Origin of the sequence: Burkholderia semiarida (genome assembly GCF_029268935.1) — a bacterium.
Lineage (GTDB): Bacteria > Pseudomonadota > Gammaproteobacteria > Burkholderiales > Burkholderiaceae > Burkholderia > Burkholderia semiarida.
This window is the reverse complement of the sequence record NZ_JAHLCL010000009.1, coordinates 203-18,568: the sequence shown is the minus strand read 5'-3', so window position 1 is coordinate 18,568 and position 18,366 is coordinate 203. Positions and strand designations below refer to the sequence as shown.

Here is an 18,366-nt window from a genome sequence, read left to right as displayed (position 1 = left end):
TTGCCTCGCTTCGATCGGTCGGAGTCTGCTGCACGGTTCAATGCAGCGAAAAGAACAGGCCGGCAATCGCCGCGCTCATCAGGTTCGACAGCGTCGCGGCCGTCAGCGCGCGCAAGCCGAGCCGCGCGACGTCCGAGCGGCGCTCGGGCGCGACCGCGCTGAAGCCGCCCGCGAGAATCGCGATCGACGAGAAGTTCGCGAAGCCGCACAGCGCGAACGACACGATCGCGAGCGTCTTCGGGTCGAGCACCTGCAGGCCGGCCGCCGCCGCGTGCGCGCCGCCTTTCAGGTACGGCGACAGGTCGCCGTAGGCGACGAATTCGTTGAAGATCAGCTTCTCGCCGATGAAGTTGCCGGCCAGCGTCGCATCGTGCCACGGCACGCCGATGATCCACGCGAGCGGCGCGAACAGATGGCCGATGATGCCGACCAGCGTGACCTGCGGAAAGCCCGCGAACGCGGCCGCGCCGCCGACGATCAGGTTCATCAGCGCGATGAGCCCGACGAACGCGATCAGCATCGCGCCGACGTTGATCGCGATGCGCAGCCCGACCGACGCGCCGGACGCGGCCGCCTCGATCACGTTGGCGGCGCGCTTGTCGTCGAAGTCGAGCCCGTCGACCACCACGCGGCTCGGCTCGACGGTCGGAAACAGCAGCTTGCCGAACAGCAGCCCGCCCGGCACCGCCATGAACGACGCGGCGAGCAAGTACTCCATCTTCACGCCGAGGCCGGCATAGCCGACCAGCACCGAGCCCGCGACCGACGCCATGCCGCTCGCCATCACCGTGAAGATCTCGGCGCTCGTCATGTTGCGCACGAACGGCTTCACGAGCGCGGGCATCTCGCTCTGCCCGAGGAAGATCGTCGCGACGGCCGAGCACGCCTCGATGCGGCTCACGCCGAGCACTTTCGCCAATCCCGCGCCGAGGATCGCGACGATCCATTTCATCACGCCGATGTAGTACAGCACCGAGATCAGCGCGGTGACGAAGATGATCATTGGCAGCACGCGCAGGCCGAACACGAACCCGCCGTCGCCGAACAACTGGAACATGCGTGCATCGACGAGCCCGCCGAACACGAACGCGATGCCGTGGTTGCCCATGTCGAGCACGCGATTGACGCCGTTCGCGGCCGCGGCCAGCGCTGCGCGGCCCGACGGCACGAACAGCACCAGCGCGCCGATCGCGAACTGCGTGAAGAGCGCGGCGATCATGGTCCGGCCGCTGACCGCGCGGCGGTTGTTCGACAGCAGATACGCGACCAGCAACAGAAACAGCATACCGAGGAGACTGCGCAGAATATCCACCTTGTGCTCCTTTCTCACTATTTGAACTGTCCGGCGGGCGGCCCGTGCCCGCGACCCGCGTGATCGGGTGGGTGGATGTTACTCGGTCGACATGCGCGCAGGCAACGTCGCCAAAATCGCCGCGATCAATGCCATCGATCGTTTCTCTTTTGCCCTTCGCCGGCTTGATCAGTCGTTCTACCTACTCTTCGAAAACACGCGCGGGGCGCGCCGCTCGAACGGACACGCCCCGCCTGACACGCGCCGTTCAACCCGCGCGTTCGACCGGATGCGGCTCGCGCAGCCGGTTCGCGATCCGCGCGGCCTCGTAGTAGCCGGCCGCCGGCGGGCGCTTCAGGTAGCGGCCCGCGCCGCGCACCGCGCGCAACTCGCCGTCGGCCCACGCGAGTGCGCCGCGCGTGAGCGTATGCGTCGCGACACCCTGCACCGTCATCCCCTCGAACACGTTGAAGTCGACCTGCTGGTAATGCGTCTTCACCGAGATCGTCTTCGTCGCGGCCGGGTCCCACACGACGAGGTCGGCATCGGCGCCGACCTGCACGGCGCCCTTGCGCGGATACAGGTTGAAGATCTGCGCGGCGTTCGTCGACGTGATCCGCACGAACTCGTTCGGCGTGATGCGGCCATGATTCACGCCGTGATGCCACAGCACCGACATGCGGTCCTCGACGCCGCCGCAGCCGTTCGGGATCTTCGTGAAATCGTCGCGGCCCATCGCCTTCTGCGATGCGCAGAATACGCAGTGATCGGTCGCCGTCGTATGCAACTGCCCCGACTGCAGCCCGCGCCACAGCGCCTCGCGATGCTCGGCCGAGCGGAACGGCGGGCTCATCACGTGGGCCGCCGCGCGCGTCCAGTCGGGATCGCGATAGACGGCCTCGTCGATCACGAGATGGCCCGGCAACACTTCGCCGAACACGCGCAGCCCCTCGCTGCGCGCGCGCGTGATCACGTCCACCGCGTCCTTCGCCGACACGTGCACGATATACACGGGCACGCCGAGCACCTGCGCGATGCGGATCGCGCGGTTCGCGGCCTCCCCCTCCACTTCCGGCGGCCGCGACAGCGGATGCGCCTCCGGCCCCGTAATCCCGCGCGCGAGCAGCGCCTTTTGCAGCTGGAACACGAGTTCGCCGTTCTCCGCGTGCACGGTCGGCAGCGCGCCGAGCTCGAGCGAACGCGTGAAGCTGTTCACGAGAATCTCGTCGTCGGCCATGATCGCGTTCTTGTACGCCATGAAATGCTTGAAGCTCGACACGCCATGCTCGCGCACGAGCGTGCCCATGTCGCGGTGCACGCTGTCGTCCCACCACGTCACGGCCACGTGGAAGCCGTAGTCGGAAGCCGACTTCTCGGCCCAGCCGCGCCATTCCCGGAACGCATCCATCAGCGGCTGCTTCGGGCTCGGAATCACGAAATCGATGATGCTCGTCGTGCCGCCCGACAGCCCGGCAGCGGTGCCCGAGTAGAAATCGTCGCTCGCGGTCGTGCCCATGAACGGCAGTTCCATGTGCGTATGCGGGTCGATCCCGCCCGGCATCACGTACTGGTCGTGCGCATCGACGACGGTTGCGCCGGCCGGCGCGTCGATCTGCTCCGCGATCTGCAGGATCGTGCCGCCGTCCTGCGGGTCCGCGCAGAGCACGTCCGCGCGATAGGAGCGGTCCGCATCGACCACGGTGCCGCCACGAATCAGGATTGCCATTTCGTTGCCTCCTCGTTGACTGTCGGGTGCCGCATGCCGCGCGGGTCGCATCCGGCTCGCGCGTCATGCGCTCGCGATCTGCGCGCGCTGTCCGGCGCGCCACTTCATCCAGGTGCCGTACACGCCGGACGCCAGCACGAGGCCGACGAACCACGCGTACGTGTAAAGCGTGTTGAAGAACGCCGGCACGTTCGGGAACGACGCCGGAAACGCCGTATGCAGGAAGCCCGGCAGGTTCGGCAGCACGCCGATCGCGAGCGCGGCCAGCGCGGCCGGGTTCCAGCCGCGCGCGTAGCTGAAGCCGCCGCGCTCGTCGAACAGCGCGCGCGTGTCGAGCCGCGTGCCGCGAATCAGGAAATAGTCGACCATCAGGATGCCCGCGACGGGCCCGAGCAGCGCCGAATAGCCGACGAGCCAGGTGAAGATATAGCCGTCCGTCGTCGCGAGGATCTTCCACGGCATCATCACGATCGCGATCGTCGCGGTGATCATCCCGCCCGCCCGGTACGAGATCGCCTTCGGCCAAAGGCTCGAAAAATCGTAGGCAGGCCCGACGAGATTCGCGGCGAGGTTGCAGCACATCGTGTCGAGCGTGAGGATCACGAGCGCGATGCCCACGCCGATGCCCGTCATCCGGCTTGTCAGGTCGATCGGATCCCAGATCGCGTTGCCGTAGATCACGACGGTCGCCGACGTCACGACGACCGACACCACCGACAGCAGCGCCATCGGCAGCGGCAGCCCGATCGACTGGCCGATCATCTGGTCGCGCTGCGAATGCGCGAAGCGCGTGAAGTCGGGAATGTTCAGCGCGAGCGTCGCCCAGAAGCCGACCATCGCGGTCAGGCCCGGCCAGAACGTCGCCCAGAAGAGCCCCGCCTTCTTGCCGCCCGCGACGAACTGCGACGGCGCCGACAGCATCGAGCCGACACCGCCCGCCCGCGACGTCGCCCACCACACGAGCGCCACGCACATCACGACCTTGATCGGCGCGGACCAGCTTTCGAGCCAGCGGATCGAATCGGTGCCGTGCAGGATGAAGTACAGCTGCAGCGCCCAGAACACGAGAAAGCACGCGAGCTGCCCGAACGAGATGCCGACGAGCGGCAGCGCCGCGCCGTGCAGCGCGTTGCCGGTCAGGATGTTCAGCAGCGTGTAGATCGCGCTGCCGCCGAGCCAGGTCTGGATGCCGTACCAGCCGCACGCGACGATCGCGCGCAGCAGCGCCGGCAGCTTCGCGCCCTGCGTGCCGAACGACGCGCGCACCAGCACCGCGTACGGAATCCCGTGCTTCGCGCCCGCATGGCCGATCAGCAGCATCGGCACGAGCACGATCAGGTTGCCGAGCAGCACAGTCATCACCGCCTGCCACGGCGACATGCCTTCCTGGATCAGCCCGGCCGCAAGCATGTACGACGCGATGTTCATCACCATCCCGACCCACAGCGCCGCGAAGTGGTACCACTTCCACGTGCGCTGCGCCGGCGTCGTCGGCGCGAGGTCGTCGTTGTACAGGCTGCCGCCGTGCGCCGCGGCGCTGTCGGCATCGGCGGGAATCGCTGCTGGTTTCATTGAACGCGCTCCACGAAAACGTCGGCGCCGGCATCGTATGATGCCGGCCCGGTGAAACGAAAAGCGGCGGCGCAACGTCTGCCGCGCCGCCGGACGCCGGTCAGGCCGCCTTCGCGTGCTTCTCGGGCGCGGCGGCCGGGCCGCCGCTCGCACCGGCATCCGCGCTCGCCGGATTGTTCGGATGCGTGGTCCAGTTCGCGTAGCCGCCCGAATCGACGCGCTCCATCGTGATGCATTGCTCGACCGGACACACATGCATGCAAAGATTGCACCCGACGCATTCCGAATCGATCACTTCGAAATGCCGCACGCCGTCCTTCGTCGCCGTGATCGCCTGATGCGACGTATCCTCGCACGCGATGTGGCACAGCCCGCACTGGATGCAGCGGTCCTGGTCGATGCGCGCCTTGATGTCGTATTTCAGGTTCAGGTACTTCCAGTCGGTCACGTTCGGCACCGCGCGGCCGCGGATGTCGTCGAGCGTCGCGTAGCCCTTCTCGTCCATCCAGTTCGACAGCCCGTCGGCGAGATCCGACACGATCCGGAATCCGTAATGCATCGCGGCGGTGCACACCTGCACGCTGCCGGCGCCGAGCACCATGAATTCGGCCGCGTCGCGCCACGACGAGATGCCGCCGATGCCCGAAATCGGCAGGTTCGGCGTTTCCGGATCCCGTGCGATCTCCGCGACCATGTTCAGCGCGATCGGCTTGACCGCCGGCCCGCAATAGCCGCCGTGCGTGCCCTTGCCGTCGACGGTCGGCATCGGCGCCATCTGATCGAGATCGACCGCGACGATCGAGTTGATCGTGTTGATCAGCGACACGCCGTCCGCACCGCCCTTGTACGCGGCGCGCGACCCCATCCGGATGTCGCTGATGTTCGGCGTGAGCTTCACGAGGCACGGCAGCTTCGTGCCTTCCTTCACCCAGCGCGTGACCATCTCGACGTATTCGGGCACCTGCCCGACCGCCGCGCCCATCCCGCGCTCGCTCATCCCGTGCGGACAGCCGAAGTTGAGTTCGACCGCATCGGCGCCGGTATCCTCGACGAGCGGGAGAATCCATTTCCAGTCTCGCTCGTTGCACGGCACCATCAGCGACACGATCAGCGCGCGGTCCGGCCAGTCGCGCTTCACCTGCGCGATCTCTGTCAGGTTCACGTCGAGCGGGCGGTCGGTGATCAGCTCGATGTTGTTCAGCCCCGCGATGCGCTGGCCGTTCCACTGCACCGCGCCGTAGCGCGAACTGACGTTGACGACGTGCGGATCGAGCCCGAGCGTCTTCCAGACGACGCCGCCCCAGCCTGCCTCGAACGCGCGATTGACGTTGTAGGCCTTGTCGGTGGGCGGCGCGGACGCCAGCCAGAACGGATTCGGCGAGGTGATGCCTGCGATGGTGCAGCGAAGATCGGCCATGTTCGGCTCCGTGAGAAGGGTCGTGTTCGGTGTGCTGACGATGCGACGCGCGTTCAGGCCGCCTTCGCGTCGCGCGCGGCGAGCGTCGCGTCGATCGACGCGGCCGCGCGCTTGCCGTCCTGCACGGCCTGCACCGTGAGGTCGATGCCGTCGGTCGCCGCGCAGTCGCCGCCGGCCCATACGTCGGGCAGCGCCGTACGCCCGTCCGCATCCACCGCGATACGCGTGCCGTCCGCGGTCAGCAATTCGGCCGCGACGCCGTCAGGCACGAGCGTCTGGCCGATCGCCTTCAGCACCATGTCCGCATCGACGATGAAGCGCTCACCCGATGCGGCCTCGAATTCGACGCCCGTCGCCTGCCCGTTCACGCCCGCGATGCGCACCGGCGTCGCGTGCGTGACGAGCGCGACGCCGCACTTCTGCGCGAACTCGCGCTCGGCCCACGTCGCGCTCATCGCGTCCACGCCGCGCCGGTACACCATCGTCACGCGCTCGGCGCCGAGCTTGCGGCTCTGCACGGCCGCATCGATCGCCGTATTGCCGCCGCCGATCACGATCACGCGCCGCCCGACCGGCACGTTCTCCAGTGTGTCTGCCTGCCGCACCTGCTCGATGAAGTCGACTGCATTCATCACGCCGCCCAGTTGCTCGCCGTCGATCTCGAGCGCACGCACGCCGCCGAGCCCCATCGCGAGAAATACCGCGTCGTGCTGCTCGCGCAATGCGTCGAGCGTCACGTCGCGCCCGAGCGCCACGCCCGTTTCCAGCGTGATGCCGCCCACCGACAGCAGCCACTCGACTTCACGCTGCGCGAAATCGTCGACGGTCTTGTACGCGGCGATCCCGTATTCGTTGAGGCCGCCGGCCTTCGGGCGCGCGTCGAACAGCGTGACGCGATGCCCCGCGAGCGCGAGCCGGTGCGCGCATGCGAGCCCGGCCGGCCCCGCGCCCACCACCGCGACATGGCGGCCCGTGTCGGGCGCGCGCCGGAACTGCACCGCACCGGTCTGCATCGCCCAGTCGGTTGCATGCCGCTGCAGCGCGCCGATCGCGACCGGTTGCGCATCCTGATGGTTGCGCACGCACGCGCCTTCGCACAGGATCTCGGTCGGGCACACGCGTGCGCACATCCCGCCGAGCGGATTCGCGGACAGGATGTCGGTCGCGGCGCCTTTCAGGTTGCCGTTGCCGATCTTGCGGATGAAGCTCGGGATGTCGATCTGCGTCGGACACGCGTGCACGCACGGCGCGTCGTAGCAGTAGTGGCAGCGACTTGCGGCGGCGGCCGCCGCGGTCGGATCGAGCAGCGGCGCGATATCGGCGAATTCGCACGAGAGTTGCGTGGACGACAGGCGATGCGCGGCGATATCGCCGGTTGGCTGAGTGGTCATACGCGTTCCTTCGACTGGGTGGAGACAAAGCCGTCCCCGCCGGCTGCGAATGCTCAGTCGGGGCGGTCATGCTTAGGCATGCTACGGTCAACGGTGCGCGGCCTGCCTGTCGCGCTATGTCCGGTCGGTCATGAAGCCGGCTCGCACGCACGCGACAGCATCGCGTGCAGCAATACGTTCGCGCCGGCCTCGATCCATGCGGGCGTCGCGTCCTCGATCTCGTTGTGGCTGATGCCGTCGACGCAGGGCACGAACACCATCGACGTCGGCGCGACCTGCGCCAGATAGCACGCATCGTGGCCCGCGCCCGACACGATGTCGCGATGCGAGTAGCCGAAGCGATCGGCCGCGTCGCGCACGGCCGCCACGCATGCCGGGTCGAACGCGACCGGCTTGTAATAGAAAATCTGCTCGAGTTCGGTATCGAGCCCGATGTCGGCCGCGATGCGCGCGACGCCGTCGCGCAGCGCCGCGTCCATCTTCGCGAGCACGGCGTCGTCCGGATGACGGAAATCGACGGTAAAGAACACGCGGCCGGGAATCACGTTGCGCGAGTTCGGGTGGACCTGCATCATGCCCACCGTCGCGCAGCCGAACGGCGCATGATCGAGGCCGATCCGGTTGACGAGATCGACCACGCGCGCCGCGCCGAGCAGCGCGTCGCGGCGGCGCGGCATCGGCGTCGGCCCCGCGTGCGCTTCCTGGCCGGTGAACGTGATCTCGTACCAGCGCTGCCCCTGCGCGTCGGTCACGACGCCGATCGTCTTGCATTCCGCTTCGAGAATCGGCCCCTGCTCGATATGCAGTTCGAACGCCGCGTGCAGCTTGCGCCCGCCGCACGGTACGTCGCCCGCGTAGCCGATGCGCGCGAGTTCCTCGCCGATCGTCTTGCCGTCCACATCCTTGCGCGACAGCCCGTAGTCGAGCGTGAACACGCCCGCGAATACGCCCGACGCGACCATCGCCGGCGCGAAGCGCGAGCCCTCCTCGTTGGTCCAGATCACGACCTCGACCGGATGCTCGGTCTCGATGCCGTGATCGTTCAGACTGCGAATCACTTCGAGACCGCCGAGCACGCCGTAGATGCCGTCGAAGCGCCCGCCGGTGGGCTGCGAATCCGCATGCGAGCCGGTGACGACCGGCGCCGCGTCGGCCACGCGGCCCGCACGGCGCATGAACACGTTGCCCATCGTATCGACCGTCACCGTACAGCCGGCGGCCTTCGCCCAGCCGACGATCAGGTCGCGGCCGGCCTTGTCGAGATCGGTCAGCGCGAGCCGACACACGCCGCCTTTCGGCGTCGCGCCGATTTTCGCGACTTCCATCAGGCTGTCCCACAACCGCTTGCCGTCGACCTTGATCGACGTGTCGAAAGCTGCCCGCTTCACTGTTTCCGATACCGCGTTCATTCGTATCGCTCCTGTGGGGTCGGTGATGTCGTCGGCCCGGTCTGTGCCGGTGCGTGCGAGACCTCTTTCGGGGCACGCCGCACGGATGCGGTGCAGGTGCCCGCCGGTTCGCGAAACACGTCAAATCCTGTCCGATTGGACAGGTTTTAGACGATCAAAATGACCAGCGCAACGTCTTTCTTGCGTGACGCGGCAGAGCGAGAACCGTGCCACCGCAACGCAGCATCGCCGTGGCATCACGACATTCCTGTCTGTGCGTGCGACGCGAATCAGCGGCTAGAATGAAGCCCAACGCGGCATGACCGCCGCGCGAGGGTAACGATGAGACATGACGAGGCGACGATCGAAGCCACCGACCGGGACGAAACGCCGGCGCCTTTGCGGCGACGCAAGGCGCACATACGCGAGTCCAACGAAGCACATCTGCTCGCGTGCGCGGAAGCCGTATTCGCGGAACGCGGGCTCGCCGGCGCCAGCACCGCGATGATCGCGGAGCGCGCCGGCCTGCCGAAGGCGAACGTGCACTACTACTTCCCGACCAAGCTCGCGTTGTACCGACGCGTGCTCGACGACCTGTTCGAAGATTGGCATCGCGCGGCCGGTTCGTTCGAGGCCGGCGACGATCCGGTGGACGCGATCGGCAGCTACGTGCGCGCGAAGATGGCGCTGTCGCGGCGGCGCCCGCTCGGCTCGAAGGTCTGGGCCAACGAGATCATCCACGGCGCGAAGCACATGCAGGACATCCTGTCGCAACGTGTGAAGCCGTGGTTCGACACGCGCGTCGAGGTGATCGAAGGCTGGATCGCGCGCGGGCTGCTCGCGCCGATCGACCCGCATGCGCTGATGTACCTGATCTGGTCGACCACGCAACACTATGCGGATTTCGATGCGCAGATTCGTGCGCTGAGCGGCAAGCGCGCGTTCACGAAGAAGGCGTTCGACGAAAAGACCGAGCAGGTCGTGCAACTCGTGATTCGTGCGTGCGGCGCGGTGTCGCCGAACGCGAAGCCGTAGCGCGACACGGCGAGCCGCCGAATAAGAGGACGGGCGGCGCGCATCAGCCGGGGATGTCCCGTGCGATACGCGCCGCCCGTGTTGCCACTTGCGTGCGCGGGTACGACGCGACGCGTCATGCGTCGTGTCAAGCGATCCGCTCGATTGCAACCGCCGTCGCTTCGCCGCCGCCGATGCACAGCGAGGCGATACCGCGCGTCAACCCGTGCGTCTCGAGCGCGGCCAGCAGCGTCACCATCACGCGCGCACCCGATGCGCCGATCGGATGCCCGAGCGCGCACGCGCCGCCGTGCACGTTCACCTTCTCGTGCGGCAGGTCGAGGTCGCGCATCGCGGCCATCGGCACCACCGCGAACGCTTCGTTGATCTCGAACAGGTCGACGTCGCGCAGGTTCCAGCCGGTTTTCTCCGACAGCTTGCGTAGTGCGCCGATCGGCGCGGTCGCGAACAGGCCGGGCTTGTCCGCATAAGTCGAATGCCCGACGATCACGGCCTTCGGCGTGAGGCCGAGGCGCTCGGCTTCCGAGCGGCGCATCATCACGAGCGCGGCCGCGCCGTCCGAGATCGACGATGCGTTCGCGGCCGTCACCGTGCCACCGTCGCGAAACGCCGGCTTCAGCGTCGGGATCTTGTCGAGTTTCGCCTTGCCCGGCTGCTCGTCGATCGACACGACGCTTTCCGTCTTGCCGGCCTTCACGGTCACCGGCGCGATCTCCGATGCGAAACGCCCATCCGCGATCGCGCGCTGCGCCCGCGTCAGCGACGCAATCGCGAACGCATCCTGCGCTTCGCGCGTGAACTGGTAGGCCTGCGCGCAATCCTCCGCGAACGTGCCCATCAGGCGGCCTTTTTCATATGCGTCCTCGAGCCCGTCGAGGAACATGTGGTCGAGCACCTGCCCGTGCCCCATGCGCATGCCCGCGCGCGCCTTCGGCAGCAGGTACGGCGCATTCGTCATGCTCTCCATCCCGCCCGCGACGGCCACGCCCGCGGACCCCGCCAGCAGCAGGTCGTGCGCGAACATCGCCGCCTTCATGCCCGAACCGCACATCTTGTTGACCGTGGTCGCGCCCGCCGCGAGCGGCAGCCCGGCCTTCAGCGCGGCCTGCCGCGCGGGCGCCTGCCCTTGGCCGGCCGGCAGCACGCAGCCGAACACGATTTCGTCGATACGTTCGGCCGGCACGTTCGCGCGCTCGAGCGCCGCACGAATCGCCACCGCGCCAAGGTCGCTCGCGCTGGCCGCCGCCAGGTCGCCCTGAAAACCGCCCATCGGCGTACGGGCCGCACCCACGATTACGATCGGATCCTGAGTCGTCATGATTCGCTTCCTCCAGTGTCAGCGCGGTGCCATGCGCAACGCGCCATCGAGACGGATGACTTCGCCGTTCAGCATCGTGTTCTCGGCGATGTGGCGCACCAGCGCCGCAAATTCTTCCGGGCGGCCGAGCCGCGGCGGGAACGGCACGCTCTTGCCGAGCGCGTCCTGCACGTCCTGCGGCATGCCGGCCATCATCGGCGTCGCGAAGATGCCGGGCGCGACCGTCACGACGCGAATGCCGAAGCGCGCGAGCTCGCGCGCGATCGGCAGCGTCATGCCCACCACGCCGCTTTTCGACGCCGCATACGCGGCCTGGCCGATCTGCCCGTCGAACGCCGCGACCGACGCGGTGTTGACGATCACGCCGCGCTCGCCTTCCGCGTTCGCGTCCTGCTTCGACATCGCTTCGGCGGCCAGCCGGATCATGTTGAACGTGCCGACGAGGTTGATCGACACCGCGCGCGCGAAGCGGTCGAGCGAATGCGGGCCGTCGCGGCCGACGACCTTCTCGCCCGGCGCGACGCCCGCGCAGTTCACGAGCGCGTCGACGCGACCGAACGCATCGCGCGCGGCGGCGACGGCCGCCTGGCCGTCGGCCTCGCTCGTCACGTCGGTCTTCACGAAGCGCGCGGCCGCGCCGAGTTCGTTGGCGAGACTCGCACCCGCCTCCTCGTTGACGTCCAGCAGCACGGCCTTGCCGCCTTGCGCGACGACCATGCGCGCCACCGCGGCACCCAGGCCGGAACCTGCGCCCGTAATCAGAAAAACGCGATCCTCGATATTCATTCGCAGTCCATATTCAGGGTTGAACGGCCTTCTCGGCTTCCATCTTGCGCAACACGAAGCGCTGGATCTTGCCGCTCGGGGTTTTCGGCAGCGCGTCGACGAAATCGATCGCGCGCGGATAGGCGTGAGCGGACAGCCGCCGCTTCACGTGCAGACTCAATTCCTCGGCCAGTTCCGGTGTGCCGTCGAACCCTTTCGACAACACGACGAACGCCTTCACGATCTCCGTGCGCTCCGGATCGGGCACGCCGATCACGGCGGCCTCGCTGACGGCCGGATGCTCGATCAGCGCGCTCTCCACGTCGAACGGGCCGATCCGGTAGCCGGACGACGTGATCACGTCGTCCGCGCGGCCGATGAAGCTCACGGCGCCGTCCGGCTCCAGCTCGACGTTGTCGCCGGTCCGGTAATAGCCGCCTGCGATCGCCGGCGTGTCCTGCTGCCAGTAGCCGCGGAACCACAGCAGCGGCGAGCGCGCGATGTCGATCGCGAGGTTGCCGGGCTCGCCGGGGCCGAGCTCGCGGCCCGCTTCGTCGAGCACCGCGACACGGTAGCCCGGCATCGCGAAGCCGGCGGAACCGATGTGCACCACGTGCGCGAGGCCGTGATGGTTGTTCACGACCATCCCGAGTTCGGTCTGGCCGTAGTGATCGTGGATCGGCGCGCCGAGCGCCGCGTGGAACCAGCGCACCACTTCCGGGTTCAGCGGTTCGCCCGCGCTGCTTACCACGCGCAGCCGGCCCTTCGCGCGCGCGGCCGCTTCCGGCCCGGCCGCCATCAGCATCCGGAACGCGGTCGGCGAGCCGGCGAGGCTCGTGATGCCGAGCCGTTCGATCACGTCATACGTGCTGTCGACCGTGAAGCCGCCCTCGTACAGCGTCGTCGCATGGCCGAGCAGCAGCGGGCCGGTGATCGCGTAATAGAGCCCGTACGCCCAACCCGGATCGGCGATGTTCCAGAACCGGTCGCCTTCGCGCAGGTCGACTGCCTCGCGCATGTATGCGCCGAACGCGAGCAGCGCGTACAGCGGCACCGGCACCCCCTTCGGCAAGCCCGTCGTGCCCGACGTCGACATCATCATGAACAGGTCCCACCCCTTGCGCAGCACGGGCTCGAACGTATCGGACTGCGCGTCGAGCGCCGCGCGGAAATCGATGTCGTGCGCCGACAGCGTCTCGCCTGCTTCGCGCACCGTCGCCACCGGCGGACAATCGGCGATTTCGTCGAGCTTCGCGCGATTCGCGACGTTCGTCACGACGAGCCGCGCGTCGCTCATGCGCAGCCGGTGCTCGATCGCCTTCGGGCCGAATGCGGTGAACAGCGGCTGGTACACGGCGCCTGCACGCCACGTGCCGAGGATCGTCGCGACGAGCTCGGGCGTACGCGGAAGCAGCCCGGCCACCACGTCGCCCGGCTTCACGCCCTGCGCGACGAGCAGGTTCGCGACCCGGGCCGAGAGCGCCTGCATCTGCGCGAACGTGAAGCTGTGGTGCCGGCCGCCGACATCGATCCAGTCGAGCGCGATCGCGTCGGCCTTCGCGTGCCGGTCGCAGCACTCGACGCACGCGTTCAGGCCACGCTCCAGGTCGCCGGCCAATTGCGCGGCGGCGGTCTCGATACTGAACCGGGCCACGGCGTCGGCGTAGGCCGGCACCGCCCGGGCGATAGCTCCTTCAGGCATGCGTGTCTCCTGTACGTTATGGCCGCCGGCGAGCCAGGGCGCGACGGGGATACATCGATAGTAGACAGCCGCTACATTGCAATCAATGACAAACCGAATCTAGAATCGTGATCGCTTTTGCCATGTCGGAGGACGCAGGAAAATGGGGCCGCAGATGATTTCGCCGGATTTCGTCGACGATGCGCTCGCGTGCCTGCGCCGGCGCGACCTGCCGACCGCGCCCGTGCTGCGCGCCGCCGGGTTGCCGGCCGCCGTGCGCGAGCCCGTCACGCCGCAGCAGTACGGCCGGCTGTGGCTCGCGATCGCCGGCGCGCTCGACGACGAATTCTTCGGGCTCGCCGCGCGTCCGATGCGGCGCGGCAGCTTCACGCTGCTGTGCCACGCGGTGCTGCATGCCGGCACGCTCGACAAGGCGCTGCGGCGCGCGCTGAAGTTCCTGCGGGTGGTGCTCGACGAGCCGCACGGCGAACTCGTCGTGGCCGACGGGCAGGCGCAGATCGTGCTGACGCAATCGGGCGCGCCGTACCCGGCATTCGCGTACCGGACGTTCTGGCTGATCCTGCTCGGCGTCGCGTGCTGGCTGATTGGCCGGCGCATCCCGCTGCAGCGCATCGACTTCGCGTGCCCGAGCCCCGGCCAGCGCAGCGACTATCACCAGTTCTTCGGCGTCCCCGTGCATTTCGACCGGCCCGACAGCCGGCTCGCATTCAACGCCGCGTACCTCGCGCTACCGACGATCCGTTCGGAACAGGCGCTGAAGACCTTCCTGCGCGGTGCGCCCGGTAACCTGCTCGTGCGCTACCGGCACGACACGGGCTGGGTCGCGAAGACACGCGCACACCTGAAGGCGCTGCCGGCCGCCGAGTGGCCCGACTTCGACACGCTGGCCGTGCGGCTCGATACGACGCCCGCGACGCTGCGGCGGCGTTTGCGCAGCGAAGGGCAAAGCTTCGCCGCGATCAAGGACGAGTTGCGCGGCGCGCTGGCGCAGTCGCTGTTGCGCGGGCATGCGCTCGGCGTCGCGGAGATCGCGGCCGAGCTCGGCTTCACCGAGCCGAGCGCGTTTCATCGCGCGTTCCGGAAATGGACCGGCACGAGCCCCGGCGCGTTTCGGCGCGACGTCCATGCGGCGGAGGCGGAGTCTTGAATGACCGGTGGATTCGAAGCGTCTCGTCAGGTGCCGCCGATACGATGCGACCATCCGCGGGGCGTCCATCGCCGATGAATCGCGGCACACATCCGATCAACCCTTACCGCTGACGCTCGATGCAATCCACCTTCTTTTCCGATACCGAACTGGCTGATCTGCGCGCGCACGGCATCGTACTGTTTGCCGGCCGCGTGATCTTCGATGCGCAACCGCCGATGCCGGCCGACCAGATCGCAGCCGTACAGGCCTGCTGTCACGGCGACATTCCGCTCCCGTTGCTCGAGCTGTGGCGTATCACGGCCGGCGGCAGCCTCGACTACGACCTGACGCTGGAGATGAACGGCAATGTCGAAGCGATCGGCTGGAGCGAACTGTTCTACAACGGCAGCGACGGTTATCGCGACCTGCAAGGCTGGATCGACCACGAACTCGAACTGGCCGAAGAAGCCGCGGAGGAGAACGCCCGCACGTGGAACGGCAAAATCGGCGCGCTGCCGTTCGGCGGCTTCGAATATTGCGATCGCATCTACGTCGTGACGGAGCCGGGCGCCCGCGACGATGGTCATGTGCTCGCCTGGAAACAAGGGTTGCCGCCTGCGTGGCGCGGGGCGATGCACGAGGACGGCCTCGCGACGGTCGCTCCCGATCTGTACACGGCATTCGGCGCGCTGCAGCTTCATGCGGATCCACTGGAGCCCGGCGGCGAACCCGGCACCGGCGTCACGCTGCTCGAATACGTCGATGAACGCCGCGACGATCATGGCCTGTCCGCATCGCTGGCCGACAAGCTGATCGCGTTCTATCGGCAAGCGGTGATCGACTGGCGCACGCCGCTCGCCGACGGCACGCTCGGCTCGCAGCCGGTGCTTGCGCGTCACGCATTACGTCATGCGATCGATCACGACGATGCGGCACTCATCGCGCGACTGGCGCCGCTGGTCGCCGATCTCGGCATGGCGCTCGCCGGCAGTTCGATCCCGACGGATTACGCACTGCGGTGCCGAAAGTTTTCCGCAGCCGCCGCGTTGCTCGAATCGGGCGCACCGGTTGCACCGGATTCGCTCGCGTCCGTGTCCGGCGACGTGCCGGTCACATTGATGCGTGCGCTGCTCGACGCCGGCGTGCAGCCGGATGCCGACGCGATGGCGCGTTGCGTCGCGGGCGGCGGCGCCGATAGTGCACGGCTGATCGGCACGGCCCTGTCGGCCCGTGGCGCCGATGCAGCAGCAGCCTATCGCGCGGCGAGCGAAAAACTGCTGGACAAGCTGAAGGACGACATCCGCAAGGTTCGCGCCGGCAAGCTCAGCCACTATCTCGGGCTCGACGGGCTCGAAGCACACGCAGCGCGCCTGCGGACGTTCGAGTACTGACGTCACCCAGGCACCGACGCGCGGTGGGTTTTCCTGCGGCATCGCGTTCCCGTGCCGTTTGTTTGGGCTGGGTTGCTTCCGCGTTCCGGTGCGAATCTGCATGACGTTCACTGCAGCGCAGCGTACGCATGAAGTTGCGCCCCGATCCGTCACGGCACATACTGGTCGGCCGATCCGAACAAGGTTGCGTCGATGGTGAGCGTCGATCAGGGAGCCGCTTCGATCTTTGGCGCGATCGGGACGGCCGTGTCGTTGCTGGCCGCCATTCCTTACGCGCTCGCGATCTACCGGCGCATCGTTCGCCCGCATCTGTTCACGTGGCTCGTGTGGTCGATCGTCACGGCGATCGCGGCCGCTGGCCAGTTCGTCGCGGGCGCCGGGCCGTCCGCATGGTGCACGGCAGCGATTGCCGTCACGTGCTTTTTGACGCTGATCGCCAGTCTGTTTCGCGGCGAGCGCGGCTGGACGGGCCTCGACTGGTTGTTCCTGTGCGCGGCCCTGTCGGCCATTCCGCTGTGGCTACTGACCGACGATCCGACGGTGTCGATCTGTCTCGTTACGCTGATCGAACTCGCCGGCCTCGGCCCGACCGTGCGCAAGGCGATCCGCGATCCGTGGAGCGAGAGCCTCGCCTACTTTGCGCTGTGCGTGCTCAAGTACACGCTGGCGTTGCTGGCGCTGAGCACCTGGAGCGCCGCGGTCGCGTTCTATCCGGCCGTCAACCTCATTGCGTCGACCGGTATCTGCATGGTGATGCTGGTCCGGCGTCAGTCGTTCTCGAACGCGCGGTAGGCTGCGTCTGTCGCCGCCGTGCCGCTTCCCTTCCGAAACGATGCGAGGCCCGACATGGATGCAATCCGTACCGTCATCGAACCCGCCGAAGCCGCGCTCCGTGCGGCGATGTTGGCCAATGATGTCGAAGCGCTCGATGCGCTGCTGGACGATGATCTGGTGTTCACGGTCCCGAGCGGCCAGATCATCTCGAAAACGGACGACCTGGCCGCACATCGCGCGAGGCTTCTGCGTCTCGACACGCTCGACGTCCTCGACATGCGTGCATGCGCGATCGACGAGATGATCCTGACCACGACGCGAGCGACCCTCGCCGGCCATTTCGATGGCACGGCATTCTCCGGCAAGTTTGCCTATACGCGCCTCTGGCGTCGATCGGGCGCCAACTGGCGCGTCGTCGCCGGACATGCTTCGCAGGTCGTGTAGCTGCGCCGGCGCACGCGTTTGACGCGTGTCGCGCAATACTGCGGCGAGCGAGCAGGCTGTCGGTTGAGCGGTGAGACACTGCGATCCGGACGATGCACCGATAAAAGCGCTGCGCGAGGGGATGCCGGCAGCCGGCAATGACGAGAGACGAAATGCATATGCTATTTACCGTGCGTGCTGCGCGTGGCGCGGATTCGGACAAGCTCACGCAACTGGCGCGCCTGTCGAAGGCGCACTGGGGCTACCCGAAGAAATGGCTCGACTTGTGGCAAAGCGATCTCACGATTTCGCCGGAGACGATCGAAGGGTCGATCGGTTATCTCGCGCAATCGGGCGAGACAATCATCGGGTTCTGGGTCCGAGCATCATCGGAATCGGATCGACCAACGCCCGGATGGCTGTTCGTCCATCCTGATTACATGGGGCGAGGCGTCGCCCGTGCGCTGTGGGAAGCGGTTCGGGCCGAAGCCGCTGCGAGAGGCATCCAAAGCTTTGTGATCGAAGCGGATCCGAATGCCGCGTCGTTCTATCTGGCGCTGGGAGCTGAAAAGATCGGCGAAAAAGAATCGAGAGCGATCCCGGGCCGATTTTTTCCGATCTTGCGGATCACGGTCTGATGGATGAACGGATGGCAGCAAGATGGCTCGCTGCATCAAGCTTCTCGGGATGCCGAAATGCAAAAACCCCCGCCTTGTCGGGCGGGGGTTTCTGGCTTGAGGGAGCCTGACGATTACCTACTTTCACACGGGAATCCGCACTATCATCGGCGTAGAGTCGTTTCACGGTCCTGTTCCTATCATCGGCGTAGAGTCGTTTCACGGTCCTGTTCGGGATGGGAAGGGGTGGGACCGACTCGCTATGGTCATCAGGCAAAGGGGGTTGTTCTGCTGGCGTGGCCAACAGAACCAATCTTGGAAGAAGCAGTAATTTAGGTTGTGTGTATCACACACGAGAATCCAACTTGTCTCGTCTTGCTACGCAGGTCACCGGTACTTCAACCGGCGCGCCGCATCGATCAGCTTC

At 67.3% G+C, this 18,366-nt stretch carries 15 protein-coding genes and 1 rRNA gene; 6 read left to right on the top strand and 10 right to left on the bottom strand.

Annotated features, from left to right (window positions below):
• Window positions 1-37: 37 nt before the first annotated feature.
• The 6 genes from KPB06_RS32815 to KPB06_RS32790 form a co-directional block, all read right to left on the bottom strand.
• Window positions 38-1,312, bottom strand: a complete 1,275-nt coding sequence (locus KPB06_RS32815; RefSeq protein WP_059578863.1) for a NupC/NupG family nucleoside CNT transporter — start codon at window positions 1,310-1,312, stop codon at window positions 38-40.
• A 247-nt stretch (window positions 1,313-1,559) separates the two neighbouring features.
• A complete protein-coding gene (gene hydA / locus KPB06_RS32810; protein ID WP_099318338.1) occupies window positions 1,560-3,017 on the bottom strand; it encodes a dihydropyrimidinase in 1,458 nt (485 codons plus the stop codon).
• Between the two features lie 63 nt (window positions 3,018-3,080).
• Window positions 3,081-4,589 (bottom strand): NCS1 family nucleobase:cation symporter-1, encoded by a 1,509-nt coding sequence (locus KPB06_RS32805; protein ID WP_059578868.1) that lies wholly within the window; start codon window positions 4,587-4,589, stop codon window positions 3,081-3,083.
• Window positions 4,590-4,689: 100 nt separating this feature from the next.
• Window positions 4,690-6,006, bottom strand: coding sequence for an NAD-dependent dihydropyrimidine dehydrogenase subunit PreA (preA, locus tag KPB06_RS32800; protein ID WP_059578870.1), 1,317 nt, complete (start codon window positions 6,004-6,006; stop codon window positions 4,690-4,692).
• 53 nt (window positions 6,007-6,059) lie between these two features.
• Window positions 6,060-7,397 carry an NAD(P)-dependent oxidoreductase gene (locus KPB06_RS32795; protein WP_059578874.1) on the bottom strand — a complete coding sequence of 446 codons (1,338 nt, stop codon included), beginning with the start codon at window positions 7,395-7,397 and terminating at the stop codon, window positions 6,060-6,062.
• 128 nt (window positions 7,398-7,525) lie between these two features.
• Window positions 7,526-8,806 carry a Zn-dependent hydrolase gene (locus KPB06_RS32790; RefSeq protein ID WP_059578877.1) on the bottom strand — a complete coding sequence of 427 codons (1,281 nt, stop codon included), beginning with the start codon at window positions 8,804-8,806 and terminating at the stop codon, window positions 7,526-7,528.
• A gap of 321 nt (window positions 8,807-9,127) precedes the next feature.
• Here KPB06_RS32790 and KPB06_RS32785 point away from each other — a divergent pair, with 321 nt between their 5' ends.
• Window positions 9,128-9,820 carry a TetR/AcrR family transcriptional regulator gene (locus KPB06_RS32785; protein WP_059578880.1) on the top strand — a complete coding sequence of 231 codons (693 nt, stop codon included), beginning with the start codon at window positions 9,128-9,130 and terminating at the stop codon, window positions 9,818-9,820.
• 127 nt (window positions 9,821-9,947) lie between these two features.
• Here KPB06_RS32785 and KPB06_RS32780 read toward each other — a convergent pair whose 3' ends face one another.
• From KPB06_RS32780 to KPB06_RS32770, 3 genes are read right to left on the bottom strand one after another with little or no spacing between them, the layout of a single operon-like run.
• Window positions 9,948-11,138 carry an acetyl-CoA C-acetyltransferase gene (locus KPB06_RS32780; RefSeq protein ID WP_059578882.1) on the bottom strand — a complete coding sequence of 397 codons (1,191 nt, stop codon included), beginning with the start codon at window positions 11,136-11,138 and terminating at the stop codon, window positions 9,948-9,950.
• 18 nt (window positions 11,139-11,156) lie between these two features.
• A complete protein-coding gene (locus KPB06_RS32775) occupies window positions 11,157-11,924 on the bottom strand; it encodes a 3-hydroxyacyl-CoA dehydrogenase (RefSeq protein ID WP_059578885.1) in 768 nt (255 codons plus the stop codon).
• A 13-nt stretch (window positions 11,925-11,937) separates the two neighbouring features.
• Complete coding sequence (locus KPB06_RS32770) at window positions 11,938-13,605, bottom strand: acyl-CoA synthetase (RefSeq protein WP_059609113.1); 1,668 nt, start codon at window positions 13,603-13,605, stop codon at window positions 11,938-11,940.
• A gap of 142 nt (window positions 13,606-13,747) precedes the next feature.
• Here KPB06_RS32770 and KPB06_RS32765 point away from each other — a divergent pair, with 142 nt between their 5' ends.
• The 5 genes from KPB06_RS32765 to KPB06_RS32745 all read left to right on the top strand — a co-directional run bounded on the left by KPB06_RS32765 (window position 13,748) and on the right by KPB06_RS32745 (window position 17,960).
• Window positions 13,748-14,752 (top strand): AraC family transcriptional regulator, encoded by a 1,005-nt coding sequence (locus KPB06_RS32765; protein WP_059578890.1) that lies wholly within the window; start codon window positions 13,748-13,750, stop codon window positions 14,750-14,752.
• Window positions 14,753-14,871: 119 nt separating this feature from the next.
• Window positions 14,872-16,125 (top strand): hypothetical protein, encoded by a 1,254-nt coding sequence (locus tag KPB06_RS32760; RefSeq protein ID WP_060011402.1) that lies wholly within the window; start codon window positions 14,872-14,874, stop codon window positions 16,123-16,125.
• Window positions 16,126-16,317: 192 nt separating this feature from the next.
• Window positions 16,318-16,917 (top strand): hypothetical protein, encoded by a 600-nt coding sequence (locus KPB06_RS32755; RefSeq protein WP_059578895.1) that lies wholly within the window; start codon window positions 16,318-16,320, stop codon window positions 16,915-16,917.
• Between the two features lie 54 nt (window positions 16,918-16,971).
• Window positions 16,972-17,343, top strand: coding sequence for a nuclear transport factor 2 family protein (locus tag KPB06_RS32750; protein WP_059578898.1), 372 nt, complete (start codon window positions 16,972-16,974; stop codon window positions 17,341-17,343).
• Between the two features lie 152 nt (window positions 17,344-17,495).
• Window positions 17,496-17,960 carry a GNAT family N-acetyltransferase gene (locus KPB06_RS32745; RefSeq protein WP_181035517.1) on the top strand — a complete coding sequence of 155 codons (465 nt, stop codon included), beginning with the start codon at window positions 17,496-17,498 and terminating at the stop codon, window positions 17,958-17,960.
• A 104-nt stretch (window positions 17,961-18,064) separates the two neighbouring features.
• Here the strand turns inward: KPB06_RS32745 and rrf are convergent.
• Window positions 18,065-18,213: ribosomal RNA gene (gene rrf, locus KPB06_RS32740) — 5S ribosomal RNA — on the bottom strand.
• Between the last annotated feature and the right edge of the window lie 153 nt (window positions 18,214-18,366).